The sequence below is a fragment of the Leclercia sp. GLN_9 genome (genome assembly GCF_043105735.1).
In the GTDB taxonomy this organism is placed as follows: Bacteria; Pseudomonadota; Gammaproteobacteria; order Enterobacterales; family Enterobacteriaceae; genus Enterobacter; species Enterobacter adecarboxylatus.
Genome location: NZ_JBICLV010000017.1, coordinates 375,739 through 390,485 on the forward strand (window position 1 = coordinate 375,739; position 14,747 = coordinate 390,485).

Genomic DNA, 14,747 nt, shown 5'->3' on the forward strand with positions numbered 1-14,747 from the left:
CGGATGGCGACAGCGCCTTATCCGGCTTAGAGCAATTGCAGGCCCGGTAAGCGAAGCGCCACCGGGCATCACATCAGCTGGCAGGTTTCTTCATCATACTGAAGATAAACAGCGTTGCCGCACACAGTACCACTGACGGCCCGGCGGGCGTGTCGTAAAACGCCGAGAAAGTTAACCCGCCGGTCACGGCTATCATTCCCACGCCCACGGCAACACCGGCCATCTGCTCCGGCGTGCGGGCAAAACGGCGCGCGGTCGCGGCGGGAATGATCAGCAGTGAAGTGATGATCAGCGCCCCGACAAACTTCATCGCCACGCCAATGGTCAGCGCGGTCACCAGCATCAGCAGTAACTTCACGCGTTGTAACTTCACGCCGTCAACAAAGGCCAAATCCGGGCTGATGGTCATTGCCAGCAGGCTGCGCCACTGCCACAGCAGGATAGCCAGCACGATCACCACCCCGATGGCGATGGCGATCAGATCGTCCGGCGTGACCGCCAGCAGATCGCCAAAAAGATAGGCCATCAGATCCACGCGAATATTGGACATCAGGCTGACCACCACCAGACCCAGAGACAGGGCGCTGTGCGCCATAATCCCGAGCAGCGTATCCACTGCCAGATGAGGGCGCTTTTCCAGCCACACCAGACCGGCGGCCAGCAGCAGCGTGACCGCAATCACCGCATAGAACGGATTCACATCCAGTAGTAAGCCAAATGCCACCCCCAACAGGGAGGCGTGGGCGAGGGTATCGCCAAAATAAGACATCCGGCGCCAGACGACAAACGAGCCGAGAGGACCCGCCGCGCAGGCGAGCATCATCCCGGCCAGCCAGCCGGGCAATAAAAGTTCAATCATGAGTTACCGTTTCCCCGGCGCAGGACAATGCGTCCCTGCAAATCATGGCGGTGGTTGTGATGGTGGCGATAAATGCCCAGCTGTTCGGCGCCGCGAGGGCCAAACATCGAGATAAACTCAGGGTGCATGGAGACCACTTCCGGTGTGCCAGAGCAGCAGATGTGATGGTTCAGACAGAGCACTTCGTCCGTTTTCGCCATCACCAGATGCAAGTCGTGCGAGACCATCAGCACGGCGCAGTCCAGCTCTTTACGCAGCTGATCGATCAGGTCATACAGCGCCACCTGACCGTTGACGTCTACACCCTGCGTCGGTTCGTCGAGCACCAGCAGCTGCGGCTTGTTCAACAGCGCGCGAGCCAGCAGCACGCGCTGGGTTTCGCCGCCGGAGAGCTTTTGCAGGGGCGCATCGATCAGATGCCCGGCCTGCACCCGTTTGAGCGCCGGCAAAATGTCCTCTTTACGCGTGTCGGGGCGCAGACGCAGGAAACGGCTTACCGTCAGCGGCAAAGTCGCGTCCAGATGCAGCTTTTGCGGCACGTAACCGATGCGCAGTTGCCGGTCACGCTTGATAAGGCCGCTGTCGGGTGCTACCAGGCCCAGCACCACGCGTACCAGCGTCGATTTACCTGCGCCATTAGGACCCAGCAGCGTCAAAATTTTGCCAGGCTTCAAATCCAGCGAAACGTCAGAGAGGACGCGGCGCTGACCGAATGAAACCGAAATGTTTTCGAGAGATACCAGATTCGTCATATCAATTTTATGCTTGCAGAAGTCAACGAATGTTATAATATCACATTTCGCCCACTCATTACGATGAATAGTCGCATTATGTTACAGAAAAATACGCTTCTTTTCGCAGCATTATCCGCTGCCCTTTGGGGTTCAACAGCACAAGATGTTAAAGCCGCTGTTGTCGCTTCGCTTAAACCGCTCGGGTTTATCGCTTCCGCTATCGCAGATGGCGTGACGGAAACCCAGGTGCTCCTGCCTGATGGCGCCTCTGAGCACGATTATTCCCTGCGCCCTTCGGACGTAAAACGCTTACAAAACGCAGACTTAGTGGTCTGGATTGGCCCAGAGATGGAAGCCTTCATGCAAAAGTCGGCAAATCAGTTGCCAGAGGCTAAAAAGGTTACCATTGCTAATCTATCTGGTGTGAAACCGCTTCTCATGAAAGGGTCTGAGGATGACGATCATGACCACGATCACGGTACAGCGGAAGGGGAAAAAGGTGACGAACATCACCATCATGGTGACTACAACATGCACCTTTGGCTGTCCCCAGAAATAGCACGGCTTTCGGCGGTTGCAATCCATGAAAAATTAGTGGAACTTATGCCGCAAAGTCGAGCCAAACTTGACGCCAACCTGAAGGATTTTGAGGCACAACTTGCCGCAACCGACAAGCAGGTGGGTACCGAGCTCGCACCATTGAAAGGTAAAGGATATTTCGTTTTTCATGACGCCTACGGGTACTACGAAAAACACTACGGTCTCACGCCGCTTGGCCATTTCACCGTCAATCCAGAAATTCAACCCGGTGCGCAGCGTTTACATGAAATCAGAACACAGTTGATTGAGCAAAAAGCGTCCTGCGTTTTTGCTGAGCCACAGTTCAGGCCAGCGGTCGTTGAAGCCGTGGCAAGGGGTACGTCCGTGCGTATGGGCACCCTTGACCCACTTGGTACCTCTATCCAGTTGAGCAAAGCGAGCTATTCGCAGTTTCTCAGCCAACTGGCGAACCAGTATGCGAGCTGCCTGAAAGGAGATTAACGAGGAAGTGAATACGTGCAACAGATAGCCCGCTCTGTCGCCCTGGCATTTAATAATCTGCCCCGGCCCCACCGCGTCATGCTGGGGTCGCTTACTGTTCTCACCTTAGCGGTCGCAGTCTGGCGGCCCTATGTTTACCACCCTAATTCCGCGCCAGTTATTAAAACTATCGAACTGGAAAAAAGTGAAATCCGCTCGCTGTTACCCGAAGCCAGTGAACCTATCGATCAGGCTCCACAGGAAGAAGAAGCTATTCCGCAGGATGAGCTTGACGATAAAACGGAAGCTGAAGTGGGCGTGCATGAATATGTCGTCTCCACTGGGGATACACTCAGCAGCATTCTGAATCAGTACGGCATTGAAATGGGCGAAATCAGCCAGCTTGCCGCATCCGATAAAGAGCTGCGTAACCTGAAAATCGGCCAACAGATCTCCTGGACCCTGACTGACAGCGGCGATTTACAGCGCCTGACCTGGGAAGTGTCCCGTCGCGAAACCCGCACCTACGATCGTGCTGAAAACGGTTTCAAGATGACCAGCGAAATGCAGCAGGGCGACTGGGTTAATAGCGCTATCAAAGGTACGTTAAGTGGCGGCAGTTTTGTTGCCAGCGCCCGTGAAGCCGGGCTGACCAGCGGCGAAATCAGCTCGGTGATCAAAGCCATGCAGTGGCAGATGGACTTCCGCAAGCTGAAAAAAGGCGATGCCTTCTCGGTGCTAATGTCCCGCGAGATGCTGGACGGCAAGCGTGAGCAGAGCCAACTGCTGGGTGTACGTTTGCGCTCAAGCGGGAAAGATTACTACGCCATCCGCGCTGAAGATGGCAAATTCTACGATCGCAACGGTACGGGGCTGGCGAAAGGTTTCTTACGCTTCCCGACCTCGAAACAATTCCGTGTCTCGTCGAACTTTAACCCGCGCCGTCTGAACCCGGTGACCGGCCGCGTCGCCCCGCACCGTGGTGTGGATTTCGCCATGCCGCAGGGAACCCCTGTTCTGGCCGTGGGTGATGGCGAAGTGGTGATGGCCAAACGCAGCGGTGCGGCGGGCTATTACGTAGCCGTGCGCCACGGGCGAACCTACACCACCCGCTATATGCACCTGCGTAAGCTGCTGGTGAAGCCGGGCCAGAAGGTGAAACGTGGCGACCGTATTGCGCTGTCAGGCAATACCGGCCGTTCTACCGGCCCGCATCTGCACTATGAAGTGTGGATTAACCAGCAGGCGGTCAACCCGTTAACGGCGAAATTGCCGCGTACCGAAGGGCTGACCGGCAAAGACCGCAGCGATTATCTGGCGCAGGTCAAAGAGGTTATTCCGCAGCTCAGTATTGATTAATTCTGCAGCGTCAGAAGCCGGTGCGTTACTGCACCGGCTTTTTCTTTTGTGCCTTGCGCATGGCCTCGCTAAACTAACGCATTACTCTTTTAAGCATCACCCGCCCTGGAAAAAGCATGGAAACCCAAAAAAACAACAGTGAGTACATTCCTGAATTCGAAAAGTCCTTTCGTCATCCGCGCTTCTGGGGCGCCTGGCTGGGTGTGTATGCCTTTGCAGGCCTGGCGATGCTGCCTGCGTCCGTGCGTGATCCGCTGCTGGGCAAAGTGGGGCGTCTGGCGGGCAAGCTGGGTAAAAGCGCCCGTCGTCGTGCGCAGATAAACCTTTTCTATTGCTTCCCGGAGAAGAGCGAGGCGGAGCGTGAAGCGATCATTGATGAGATGTTCACTACCGCGCCGCAGGCGATGGCGATGATGGGCGAGCTGGCGTTACGCGGGCCGGAAAGGGTCGCCAGCCGCGTTGACTGGAAAGGGCTGGAGATCATCGAGGAGATGCGTCGCAATGACGAGAAGGTGATCTTCCTGGTGCCGCATGGCTGGGGCGTGGATATTCCGGCGATGTTGATGGCCTCGCAGGGGCAGAAAATGGCGGCCATGTTCCACAATCAGGGGAACAAGGTTTTCGACTATGTGTGGAATACGGTGCGTCGCCGCTTTGGCGGCCGCCTGCATGCCCGTAACGACGGCATCAAACCTTTTATTAAATCCGTACGTCAGGGCTATTGGGGCTACTATCTGCCAGACCAGGATCACGGGGCGGAACACAGCGAATTTGTTGATTTCTTTGCCACCTATAAAGCGACGCTGCCCGCCATTGGCCGGTTAATGAAGGTATGTCAGGCGCGAGTGATCCCGTTATTCCCGATTTATAACGGCAAAACCCATCGCCTGACGATTGAAGTGCGCCCGCCGATGGACGATCTCCTTACCGCCGACGACAACACCATTGCGCGCCGCATGAATGAAGAGGTGGAGATTCTGGTGGGGCCGCATGCGGAGCAGTACACCTGGATCCTGAAGCTGCTTAAGACGCGCAGGCCGGGCGAGAAAGAACCGTATAAGCGTAAAGAGCTGTATCCTAAAAAATAAAAAATCCCCCGGTTTCGGGGGATTTTTTTATGGCAAGCTATGTGCGCGCTTATGGAAAGCCGCGCAAAGGGCTTATTCGACGGTCATCACGCGGGTGGTGTTGGTGGAGCCGATGGTGCTCATCACATCGCCCTGGGTCACGATGACGATATCACCGGAAACCAGATAACCTTTATCGCGCAGCAGGTTCACTGCGTCGTTCGCCGCAGCCACGCCGTCGTTGTTACTGTCGAAGAACACTGGCGTCACGCCACGATACAGCGCGGTCAGGTTCAGGGTGCGCTCATGACGGGACATAGCGAAGATCGGCAGCCCGGAGCTGATACGCGAGGTCATCAGTGCGGTGCGGCCGGATTCGGTCATGGTGATGATTGCCGTCACGCCTTTCAGGTGGTTAGCGGCATACATTGCAGACATCGCAATGGCTTCTTCCACGTTGTCGAACTGAATGTCCAGACGGTGCTTGGAGACGTTGATGCTTGGGATCTTCTCTGCACCCAGGCAGACGCGCGCCATCGCGGCCACGGTTTCTGCAGGATACTGGCCCGCAGCGGTTTCGGCTGACAGCATTACCGCATCGGTACCGTCGAGCACGGCGTTCGCCACGTCCATTACTTCCGCACGGGTCGGCATTGGGTTAGTGATCATCGACTCCATCATCTGGGTCGCAGTGATTACGGAACGGTTAAGCTGACGGGCACGGCGGATCAGCGCCTTCTGGATCCCGACCAGTTCCGGGTCACCAATCTCAACGCCCAGGTCACCACGGGCCACCATCACCACGTCAGAAGCAAGGATGATGTCATCCATCGCGTCCTGGCTACACACCGCTTCAGCACGTTCCACTTTCGCGACGATTTTGGCATCGCAACCTGCATCACGTGCCAGACGGCGAGCGTAGTTCAGATCTTCGCCGCAGCGCGGGAAGGAGACAGCCAGGTAGTCAACGCCGATCTCAGCCGCGGTGAGGATGTCGGCCTTGTCTTTTTCGGTCAGGGCTTCGGCAGAGAGACCGCCGCCCAGTTTGTTGATGCCTTTATTGTTGGAGAGCGGGCCGCCAACGGTCACTTCGGTGAAGACCTTCATGCCCTGAACTTCCAGCACTTTCAGCTGAACGCGACCGTCGTCGAGCAGCAGGATATCGCCCGGAACCACGTCAGCAGGCAGGCCTTTATAGTCGATGCCGACTTTCTCTTTATCGCCTTCGCCTTTGCTCAGGTTAGCGTCGAGCAGGAATTTATCACCGATATTGAGGAAAACTTTGCCTTCTTTGAAGGTCGATACGCGGATTTTAGGACCCTGAAGGTCACCGAGGATAGCGACATGACGTCCCAGTTTTGCCGCAATCTCACGGACCTTATCTGCACGTAATTTATGATCTTCCGGTGTCCCGTGAGAAAAGTTCATACGTACCACGTTGGCACCTGCCGCGATGATTTTCTCGAGGTTATTATCGCGATCGGTAGCCGGGCCTAAGGTGGTAACGATCTTGGTTCTGCGAAGCCTTCTGGACATGTAATACTCCGTTGTCTGAAACAACCTGGTGTTGCGTGAACGATGATTCGGCACGTTGTCCGCCGTAATACCAACAAGAAACTTACCGAATGCCGAAAAAAGTAACAACTTTATCAGTGACGATCAGGGAACTTCACCCTTAATCAACAACGCTTTATCAAAACGCGATTCCTTGAGCGCTTCTTTGACACGCTTCAAGTTATCTCTGAATTTTGCCCCACGGCGCAAGGTAAAGCCGGTGGCCAGCACGTCGATGACGGTTAACTGCGCCAGGCGCGACACCATCGGCATGTAAATATCGGTGTCTTCCGGCACATCGAGCGTGATCGCCAGCGTCGCTTCACGCGCCAGCGGCGTACCGGTGGTGGTGAGGGCAATTACCATGGCATCGTTTTCACGCGCCAGCTGCGCCAACTCCACCAGACTCTTGGTGCGCCCAGTATGCGATATCAACACCACCACGTCATCTTCGTTACAATTCATACAACTCATGCGTTGCAGCACGATGTCGTCGGAATAGATAACCGGGACATTAAAACGAAAAAATTTATTCATTGCATCATGTGCGACGGCGGCTGACGATCCGAGACCAAAGAAAGCAATCTTTTTGGCCTGGGTCAGCAGATCAACCGCCCGGTTAACCGAACTCATATCCAGGGACTGACGCACCTGGTCCAGCGTCGCCATTGCCGATTCGAAAATTTTGCCGGTGTAGGCCTCTACGCTGTCGTCTTCATCGACATTGCGGTTTACATAGGGAGTGCCGTTAGCCAGACTTTGCGCCAGATGGAGTTTAAAATCCGGGTAGCCACGCGTCTCCATGCTGCGGCAGAAGCGGTTAACGGTTGGTTCGCTGACCCCCGACTCCTGAGCCAGAGTGGCGATGCTGGAATGAATGGCCTGCGCGGGGGCGGCGAGAATTACTTCAGCCACTTTTCGCTCGGATTTGCTAAGGTGTTCCAGTTGAAACTGGATTTTTTCTAGCATGTTCATTATTAACACGGCGCTCATCGGTGGAAACGATTTCATTAATGGGTGAAATCGCGATTCGAATTAGCAAGAATATACGCCTGTGATATGCCAAAAAGGGCAAACCCGGAAAAAATGTTGTTGTTTTTTTTCATTACTTGATCGCGGTCGGATTTTAGCAACAACCTGATAGCGCAAAATTTCACCCATTTGCCCGTTATTACCCTTCGCTGTATCAGCGTCTGGCGAAATTTCGCGGTATCGCACGCGAGGATAAGTGCAAATGGTTTCGGGAATGACATAAAAGCAGTAGAGTGCATGTAATAAAATTACAACGATATTCTGGCAAAAGCACCAGGGTATCCAACTGAGGAGAATGACATGGCGGTAACGCAAACAGCCCAGGCATGTGACCTGGTCATTTTCGGCGCGAAAGGCGATCTTGCACGCCGTAAATTGCTGCCTTCCCTGTACCAACTGGAAAAAGCGGGTCAAATCCACCCGGAGACACGTATCCTGGGCGTGGGCCGTGCCGACTGGGATAAAGACGCCTATACAAAGGTAGTGCGCGAAGCGCTGGAAACTTTCATGAAAGAGAAGATCGATGAAAGTTTGTGGGATACGCTGAGCGGACGTCTCGATTTTTGCAACCTCGACGTTAACGACACCTCAGCCTTTGCCGATCTGAGCGCCATGCTCGATCAGGAAAAGCGCGTCACCATCAACTATTTTGCGATGCCACCAAGCACCTTTGGCGCTATCTGCAAAGGGCTGGGCGAAGCAAAACTGAACGCCAAGCCAGCACGCGTAGTAATGGAAAAACCGCTGGGCACGTCGCTGGCAACCTCCCGCGAAATCAATGACCAGGTCGGTGAATACTTCGAAGAGTGCCAGGTCTACCGTATCGACCACTACCTCGGTAAAGAGACGGTGCTGAACCTGCTGGCGCTGCGTTTCGCCAACTCCCTGTTCGTCAACAACTGGGATAACCGCACCATCGACCACGTAGAGATCACCGTGGCGGAAGAGGTGGGGATTGAAGGGCGCTGGGGTTACTTCGACCAGGCTGGTCAGATGCGCGACATGATCCAAAACCACCTGCTGCAAATCCTCTGCATGATTGCCATGGCGCCGCCATCAGATCTCACCGCGGACAGCATTCGCGATGAGAAGGTGAAAGTGCTGAAGTCCCTGCGCCGCATCGATCGCTCCAACGTGCGTGAAAAAACCGTGCGCGGTCAGTACACCGCCGGTTTTGCCCAGGGTAAAAAAGTGCCGGGCTATCTGGAAGAAGAGGGTGCGAATAAAACCAGCAGCACCGAAACCTTCGTCGCCATCCGCGTGGATATCGATAACTGGCGTTGGGCGGGTGTGCCGTTCTACCTGCGCACCGGTAAGCGTCTGCCAGCCAAATGCTCTGAAGTGGTCGTCTACTTCAAAAACCCGGAACTGAACCTGTTCAAAGAGTCATGGCAGGAGCTGCCGCAGAACAAGCTGACCATCCGTCTGCAGCCGGACGAAGGTGTGGATATTCAGGTGCTGAACAAGGTTCCTGGCCTGGATCACAAACACAACCTGCAAACAACCAAGCTGGATCTGAGCTACTCCGAAACCTTCAACCAGACTCATCTGGCGGATGCGTACGAACGTCTGCTGCTGGAGACCATGCGTGGAATCCAGGCTCTGTTTGTGCGCCGTGACGAAGTCGAAGAGGCGTGGAAATGGGTCGACTCCATCACCGAAGCCTGGGCGGCGGATCAGGATGCGCCAAAACCGTATCAGGCGGGGACCTGGGGGCCGGTTGCCTCTGTGGCAATGATTACCCGCGATGGCCGTTCCTGGAACGAGTTTGAGTAACGTGAACGTTAATCCTTAGGGGTTATTTTACCGGTAACATGATCTGGCTCAGGCCAGTGCACATTATTTAATCATTTAAGCTCCGTGTGGATTTCCACCCGGAGCTTTTTTTATTACACTGCCCGAAGCGATTTTGCCCCACAGCTCCGGCTATCAAGCGTTTCAGCGATGTTATAGGCTCGAACACTTTGTTAATTCCAGAGCGCGGACAGATAAATGACAGGAGCTTCTATGAATTCAATTTTGTTACGGGTAACACAGCGCATTGTTGAACGCTCGAAAAAGACCCGCTCAGCCTACCTCGCGCGCATTCAGCAGGCGAAGAGCGACACGGTCCATCGTTCGCAACTGGCATGCGGTAACCTGGCGCACGGCTTTGCCGCCTGCCAGCCAGAAGATAAAGCCTCCCTGAAAAGCATGCTGCGTAACAATATCGGCATCATTACCTCCTATAACGACATGCTCTCCGCGCACCAGCCGTATGAGACTTACCCGGACATTATTCGAAAAGCGCTGCACCAGGCCAATGCGGTGGGCCAGGTCGCGGGCGGGGTGCCAGCCATGTGTGACGGTGTCACTCAGGGCCAGGACGGGATGGAGCTTTCGCTGCTGAGCCGGGAAGTGATCGCCATGTCTGCCGCGGTGGGCCTGTCGCATAACATGTTCGACGGCGCGCTGTACCTCGGCGTGTGCGACAAGATCGTCCCGGGTCTGGCGATGGCGGCGCTGTCGTTTGGTCATCTTCCTGCGCTTTTCGTGCCGTCAGGCCCGATGGCCAGCGGTCTTGCGAATAAAGAAAAAGTACGTATTCGCCAGCTGTATGCCGAAGGCAAAGTGGATCGCATGGCGCTGCTGGAGTCAGAAGCCGCGTCCTACCACGCGCCGGGCACCTGCACGTTTTACGGTACTGCCAACACCAACCAGATGGTGGTGGAGTTTATGGGGATGCAACTGCCTGGCTCGTCGTTTGTCCACCCGGATGCACCGCTGCGCGAATCCCTGACTGCCGCCGCGGCGCGTCAGGTGACCCGCCTGACCGGTAACGGCAACGAGTGGATGCCGCTCGGTAAAATGGTTGATGAAAAAGTAGTGGTGAACGGTATCGTGGCCCTGCTGGCGACCGGCGGCTCCACTAACCACACCATGCACATGGTGGCGATGGCGCGTGCGGCGGGGATCCTGATCAACTGGGACGATTTCTCTGACCTCTCCGAAGTGGTACCGCTGCTGACCCGACTCTACCCGAATGGCCCGGCGGATATTAACCACTTCCAGGCAGCGGGTGGTGTACCTGTGCTGATGCGCGAGCTAATGAAAGGTGGACTGCTGCATGAGGACGTCAACACGGTGGCCGGTTTCGGCCTGCAGCGTTATACCCTGGAGCCGTGGCTGAACGAGGGCGAGCTGGCCTGGCGTGAAGGGGCACAGGCCCCGCTGGATGACAGCGTGATCGCCACCTTCGACAAGCCGTTCTCCCACCACGGCGGCACCAAAGTGCTGAATGGCAACCTGGGTCGGGCAGTCATGAAAACCTCTGCGGTGCCGGTGGAAAATCAGATTATCGAAGCTCCGGCGGTGGTGTTCGAAAGCCAGCATGACGTACTGCCAGCGTTCGAAGCGGGCCTGCTGGATAAAGATTGCGTGGTGGTGGTCCGTCATCAGGGACCAAAAGCGAACGGCATGCCAGAATTACATAAACTAATGCCGCCACTTGGTGTATTATTGGACCGCTGTTTCAAAATTGCGTTAGTAACCGATGGACGCCTCTCCGGCGCTTCAGGTAAAGTGCCTTCTGCCATCCATGTCACCCCGGAAGCATACGACGGTGGCTTGCTGGCAAAAGTCTACGATGGCGACATCATCCGCGTTAACGGTCAGACCGGCGAGTTGACCTTACTGGTGGATGAGGCGGTGCTTGCCGCACGTAAGCCACATATTCCTGACCTGAGCGCATCGCGCGTGGGCACGGGGCGCGAAATGTTCAGTGCGCTGCGCGAGAACCTCTCGGGCGCAGAGCAGGGCGCGACCTGTATTACGTTTTAAGACGACAAGAATTATCGATCTGGCGAGAGAAAAACTCTGATGAAAAACTGGAAGACAAGTGCAGAAGCAATCCTGAAAACTGGCCCGGTAGTGCCGGTGATCGTGGTTAATAAGCTGGAACACGCTGTGCCAATGGCGAAAGCGCTGGTTGCCGGTGGCGTTCGCGTCCTGGAAGTCACCCTGCGTACCGCCTGTGCAATGGATGCAATTCGCGCCATCGCCAAAGAAGTACCGGAAGCTATCATCGGTGCGGGTACCGTGCTGAACCCACAGCAGTTGGCTGAAGTCACCGAAGCCGGTGCGCAGTTCGCCATCAGCCCGGGCCTGACTGAGCCTCTGCTGAAAGCGGCAACCGAAGGCTCCATTCCGTTGATCCCGGGTATCAGCACCGTTTCTGAACTGATGCTGGGTCTGGACTACGGTCTGAAAGAGTTCAAATTCTTCCCGGCGGAAGCCAACGGCGGCACCAAAGCGCTGCAGGCAATCGCAGGTCCGTTCGCCAACGTCCGTTTCTGCCCGACTGGCGGCATCTCCCCGGCGAACTACCGTGACTACCTGGCGCTGAAAAGCGTGCTGTGCATCGGTGGTTCCTGGCTGGTTCCGGCGGATGCGCTGGAAGCGGGCGACTGGGATCGCATCACTAAGCTGGCGCGCGAAGCGGTAGAAGGCGCGCAGCAGTAAGGTTTTGTTTTGCCGGATGGCGGCTTTACCTTACCCGGCCTGCAAGTTCAATACCTTGCAGGTCAACACAAGCGAAGCGCCGCCAGGCAATGTCAATAAAAACGGGCCATTCGGCCCGTTTTTTTTATCCTGCTACCTGGACGCTCGCGGCGGCCTGTTTCGCCCGCTCAATCGCCTCTTCCACACTTTCACCCGTCGCCAGCGCCACGCCCAGACGACGCGAGCCTTCGATTTCCGGTTTACCGAACAGGCGCAGCTGCAGGCCCGCGCCCACTGCGGCATCGACGTTATCAAAGGTGACGTTCTGGCTGGTCAGTTGCGGCAGGATCACCGCCGACGCTGCCGGGCCATACTGCCGCACGCCGCCGACCGGCAAGCCCAGGAAGGCGCGAACGTGGAGGGCAAACTCAGAGAGATCCTGAGAGATCAGGGTCACCATGCCGGTATCGTGTGGACGCGGGGAGACTTCGCTGAAGATCACGTCGTCTCCACAGACAAACAGCTCGACACCAAACAGGCCATGACCACCCAGAGCCAGGACCACTTTGCGGGAGATCTCCTCGGCGCGCGCGCGAGCCAACTGGCTCATCTGCTGCGGCTGCCAGGACTCACGGTAGTCGCCATCTTCCTGGCGATGACCGATCGGATCGCAGAAATGTACGCCATCGACGGCGCTGACGGTAAGCAGGGTGATCTCAAAATCAAACTGCACCACACCCTCAACGATCACCCGTCCGGCACCGGCGCGGCCGCCTTGTTGGGCGTAATCCCAGGCGTGATCCAGCTGTTCGGCGCTGCGCACAAAGCTCTGCCCTTTGCCGGAAGAACTCATCACCGGCTTAATGATGCACGGGTAACCAATCTCGCTCACCGCCTGCAGAAAATCGCTTTTGCTGTCGGCAAAGCGATAGCGGGAGGTGGGCAGGGACAGCTCTTCTGCGGCCAGGCGGCGAATGCCTTCCCGGTTCATGGTCAGCTTCGCGGCGCGGGCGCAAGGCACCACGCGCTGGCCTTCAGCCTCCAGCGCCAGCAGGGTGTCGGTGGCGATAGCTTCGATTTCCGGCACTATAAAGTGCGGTTGTTCTGCGGCAATCACGGCGCGCAGGGCATCGCCATCCAGCATGTTGATGACGTGCGAGCGGTGCGCAACGTGCATGGCCGGTGCATCGGCATAGCGATCGACGGCAATGACTTCAATCCCTAACCGCTGGCACTCGATGGCCACCTCTTTGCCCAGTTCACCGGAGCCGAGCAACATCACGCGCGTCGCTGCTGGTCGCAGCGCTGTTCCTAAACGAGTCATAATCATCCCCCTGAAAAAGTTGCGCGCAGTATAAACGAAAACGTTTGCGTCTGTCTTGCTTCGCAGAAATCCGCTGTCTGGACAGGTGGTTATTTGCATCATGGCCGTTTTCGACCATGCTTTTGGGGAAGCCAATACAGGAGAGCATGATGAACAAAACAGGGGCAGTGATGGCGCTGGCGCTTATGGCCGCCAGCCTGACGGCGCAGGCCGCAAACGAGAAAAAGGTGAAATTTCCGGCCTGTGAAGGGCTGGATGCTAAAGGGATTGCCGCCAGCGTGAAGCGGGACTATCTGCAAAACCGCATCGTGCGCTGGGCAGACGATCAAAAGACGCTGGGAATGGCGGATCCGGTGGCGTGGATCAACCCGAAGGAGGTGAGAGGGGAAAAAGATAAGTGGACTGTTCCGCTGACGGTACGCGGTAAAAACACCGATATCCATTATCAGGTGAAAATTGATTGTAAAGCGGGCAGTGCCCAATACCTCTCACCCAAAAAGTGAATTTTCGCTTCTTTTGTTGCCGCAGACATTTCCTGACATCCCCTCGCTTACGCTGTGAAATACATGCACCGTTAAGTGAGGGAAATCATGTCAAACTGGTTGAATCAATTACAGTCGCTGCTTGGGCAGAAAACGGGGGCCTCCTCGGGTGAAGGGCTGAGCAAAATGCTGGCGCCAGGCGCACTTGGTGGCCTGGCCGGGCTGCTGGTGGCGAATAAATCTTCGCGAAAGCTGCTGGCAAAATATGGCACCGGCGCTCTGCTGGCGGGGGGCGGTGCCATTGCTGGCAGCGTGCTGTGGAACAAGTATAAGGACAAGGTACGCAACGCCCATCAGGATGAACCGCAGTTTGGTCAGCAGGCCTCACCGCTTGATGTGCGCAGTGAAAGACTGATCCTGGCGCTGGTCTTTGCGGCAAAGAGTGACGGTCATATTGATGATCAAGAGCGTGCCGCCATCGAGCAACAGCTCCGTGAAGCGGGCGTGGAGGAGCAGGGCAGGGCACTGGTGGCACAGGCCATTGAGCAGCCACTTGATCCACAGCGTCTGGCCCAGGGGATCAAAAATGAAGAGGAAGCGCTGGAGCTCTATTTCCTGAGCTGTGCGGCGATCGATATCGATCACTTTATGGAGCGCAGCTATCTGAATGCGCTGGGTGATGCGCTGAAGATCCCGACGGAGGTTCGCGAGGGGATTGAGCAGGATATTCGCCAGCAAAAACAGGCGCTCCCCGGCTAACTTTTTACGTCCGGTTATCCCGTTTCGCTTGCATCGTGCGCATGTTTTGCCAACCTTATAGGGTGTAAATCGTAAAAG

13 protein-coding genes are annotated in these 14,747 nt (G+C 56.1%); 8 read left to right on the plus strand and 5 right to left on the minus strand.

The genetic code is table 11. The features are described from left to right. Positions 1-73 precede the first annotated feature (73 nt). Entirely contained in the window at positions 74-859 is a 786-nt protein-coding gene (znuB, locus tag ACF8PE_RS12525; RefSeq protein WP_032611941.1) for a zinc ABC transporter permease subunit ZnuB, read from the minus strand. Next, positions 856-1,611, minus strand: a complete 756-nt coding sequence (gene znuC / locus ACF8PE_RS12530; RefSeq protein ID WP_032611939.1) for a zinc ABC transporter ATP-binding protein ZnuC — start codon at positions 1,609-1,611, stop codon at positions 856-858. Before znuC ends, znuB begins: the two co-directional genes overlap by 4 nt. Positions 1,612-1,689: 78 nt before the next feature. Between znuC and znuA the strand changes: the two genes are divergently transcribed. From znuA to lpxM, 3 genes are all read left to right on the plus strand, one after another. Continuing rightward, positions 1,690-2,634: a zinc ABC transporter substrate-binding protein ZnuA gene (gene znuA, locus ACF8PE_RS12535; RefSeq protein ID WP_392494933.1), complete on the plus strand. Its 945-nt coding sequence runs from the start codon at positions 1,690-1,692 to the stop codon at positions 2,632-2,634. 15 nt (positions 2,635-2,649) lie between these two features. After that, a complete protein-coding gene (gene mepM / locus ACF8PE_RS12540; RefSeq protein ID WP_032611935.1) occupies positions 2,650-3,972 on the plus strand; it encodes a murein DD-endopeptidase MepM in 1,323 nt (440 codons plus the stop codon). 116 nt (positions 3,973-4,088) lie between these two features. After that, positions 4,089-5,060 (plus strand): lauroyl-Kdo(2)-lipid IV(A) myristoyltransferase, encoded by a 972-nt coding sequence (gene lpxM / locus ACF8PE_RS12545; RefSeq protein ID WP_130588620.1) that lies wholly within the window; start codon positions 4,089-4,091, stop codon positions 5,058-5,060. A 72-nt stretch (positions 5,061-5,132) separates the two neighbouring features. Here the strand turns inward: lpxM and pyk are convergent, their stop codons facing one another. Then, the gene (pyk, locus tag ACF8PE_RS12550) at positions 5,133-6,575 is read right to left on the minus strand and encodes a pyruvate kinase (protein WP_032611932.1); all 1,443 of its coding nucleotides are present in this window, start codon (positions 6,573-6,575) and stop codon (positions 5,133-5,135) included. A gap of 123 nt (positions 6,576-6,698) precedes the next feature. After that, a complete protein-coding gene (locus ACF8PE_RS12555; protein WP_071886436.1) occupies positions 6,699-7,604 on the minus strand; it encodes a MurR/RpiR family transcriptional regulator in 906 nt (301 codons plus the stop codon). Positions 7,605-7,925: 321 nt separating this feature from the next. Here ACF8PE_RS12555 and zwf point away from each other — a divergent pair, with 321 nt between their 5' ends. The 3 genes from zwf (at position 7,926) to ACF8PE_RS12570 (ending at position 12,125) form a co-directional block, all read left to right on the plus strand. After that, entirely contained in the window at positions 7,926-9,401 is a 1,476-nt protein-coding gene (gene zwf / locus ACF8PE_RS12560) for a glucose-6-phosphate dehydrogenase (protein ID WP_059307635.1), read from the plus strand. A gap of 231 nt (positions 9,402-9,632) precedes the next feature. Further along, entirely contained in the window at positions 9,633-11,444 is a 1,812-nt protein-coding gene (gene edd / locus ACF8PE_RS12565) for a phosphogluconate dehydratase (RefSeq protein WP_392494934.1), read from the plus strand. 39 nt (positions 11,445-11,483) lie between these two features. Next, positions 11,484-12,125 carry a bifunctional 4-hydroxy-2-oxoglutarate aldolase/2-dehydro-3-deoxy-phosphogluconate aldolase gene (locus tag ACF8PE_RS12570; RefSeq protein WP_106993318.1) on the plus strand — a complete coding sequence of 214 codons (642 nt, stop codon included), beginning with the start codon at positions 11,484-11,486 and terminating at the stop codon, positions 12,123-12,125. 124 nt (positions 12,126-12,249) lie between these two features. Here ACF8PE_RS12570 and purT read toward each other — a convergent pair whose 3' ends face one another. Further along, the gene (purT, locus tag ACF8PE_RS12575; RefSeq protein ID WP_392494935.1) at positions 12,250-13,428 is read right to left on the minus strand and encodes a formate-dependent phosphoribosylglycinamide formyltransferase; all 1,179 of its coding nucleotides are present in this window, start codon (positions 13,426-13,428) and stop codon (positions 12,250-12,252) included. A gap of 149 nt (positions 13,429-13,577) precedes the next feature. On the opposite strand from purT, the gene yebF reads away from it, so the two are divergent. Both yebF and ACF8PE_RS12585 read left to right on the plus strand, forming a co-directional pair. Then, positions 13,578-13,931, plus strand: coding sequence for a protein YebF (yebF, locus tag ACF8PE_RS12580; protein WP_392495027.1), 354 nt, complete (start codon positions 13,578-13,580; stop codon positions 13,929-13,931). 87 nt (positions 13,932-14,018) lie between these two features. Further along, a complete protein-coding gene (locus ACF8PE_RS12585; RefSeq protein WP_077227049.1) occupies positions 14,019-14,669 on the plus strand; it encodes a tellurite resistance TerB family protein in 651 nt (216 codons plus the stop codon). Positions 14,670-14,747 lie beyond the last annotated feature (78 nt).

Coding starts and splice junctions, on each gene's coding strand:
- znuB (WP_032611941.1), bottom strand. CDS start 859: ATGATTGAACTTTTATTGCCCGGCTGGCTGGCCGGGATGATGCTCGCC.
- znuC (WP_032611939.1), bottom strand. CDS start 1,611: ATGACGAATCTGGTATCTCTCGAAAACATTTCGGTTTCATTCGGTCAG.
- znuA (WP_392494933.1), top strand. CDS start 1,690: ATGTTACAGAAAAATACGCTTCTTTTCGCAGCATTATCCGCTGCCCTT.
- lpxM (WP_130588620.1), top strand. CDS start 4,089: ATGGAAACCCAAAAAAACAACAGTGAGTACATTCCTGAATTCGAAAAG.
- pyk (WP_032611932.1), bottom strand. CDS start 6,575: ATGTCCAGAAGGCTTCGCAGAACCAAGATCGTTACCACCTTAGGCCCG.
- ACF8PE_RS12555 (WP_071886436.1), bottom strand. CDS start 7,604: ATGAAATCGTTTCCACCGATGAGCGCCGTGTTAATAATGAACATGCTA.
- zwf (WP_059307635.1), top strand. CDS start 7,926: ATGGCGGTAACGCAAACAGCCCAGGCATGTGACCTGGTCATTTTCGGC.
- edd (WP_392494934.1), top strand. CDS start 9,633: ATGAATTCAATTTTGTTACGGGTAACACAGCGCATTGTTGAACGCTCG.
- ACF8PE_RS12570 (WP_106993318.1), top strand. CDS start 11,484: ATGAAAAACTGGAAGACAAGTGCAGAAGCAATCCTGAAAACTGGCCCG.
- purT (WP_392494935.1), bottom strand. CDS start 13,428: ATGACTCGTTTAGGAACAGCGCTGCGACCAGCAGCGACGCGCGTGATG.
- yebF (WP_392495027.1), top strand. CDS start 13,578: ATGAACAAAACAGGGGCAGTGATGGCGCTGGCGCTTATGGCCGCCAGC.
- ACF8PE_RS12585 (WP_077227049.1), top strand. CDS start 14,019: ATGTCAAACTGGTTGAATCAATTACAGTCGCTGCTTGGGCAGAAAACG.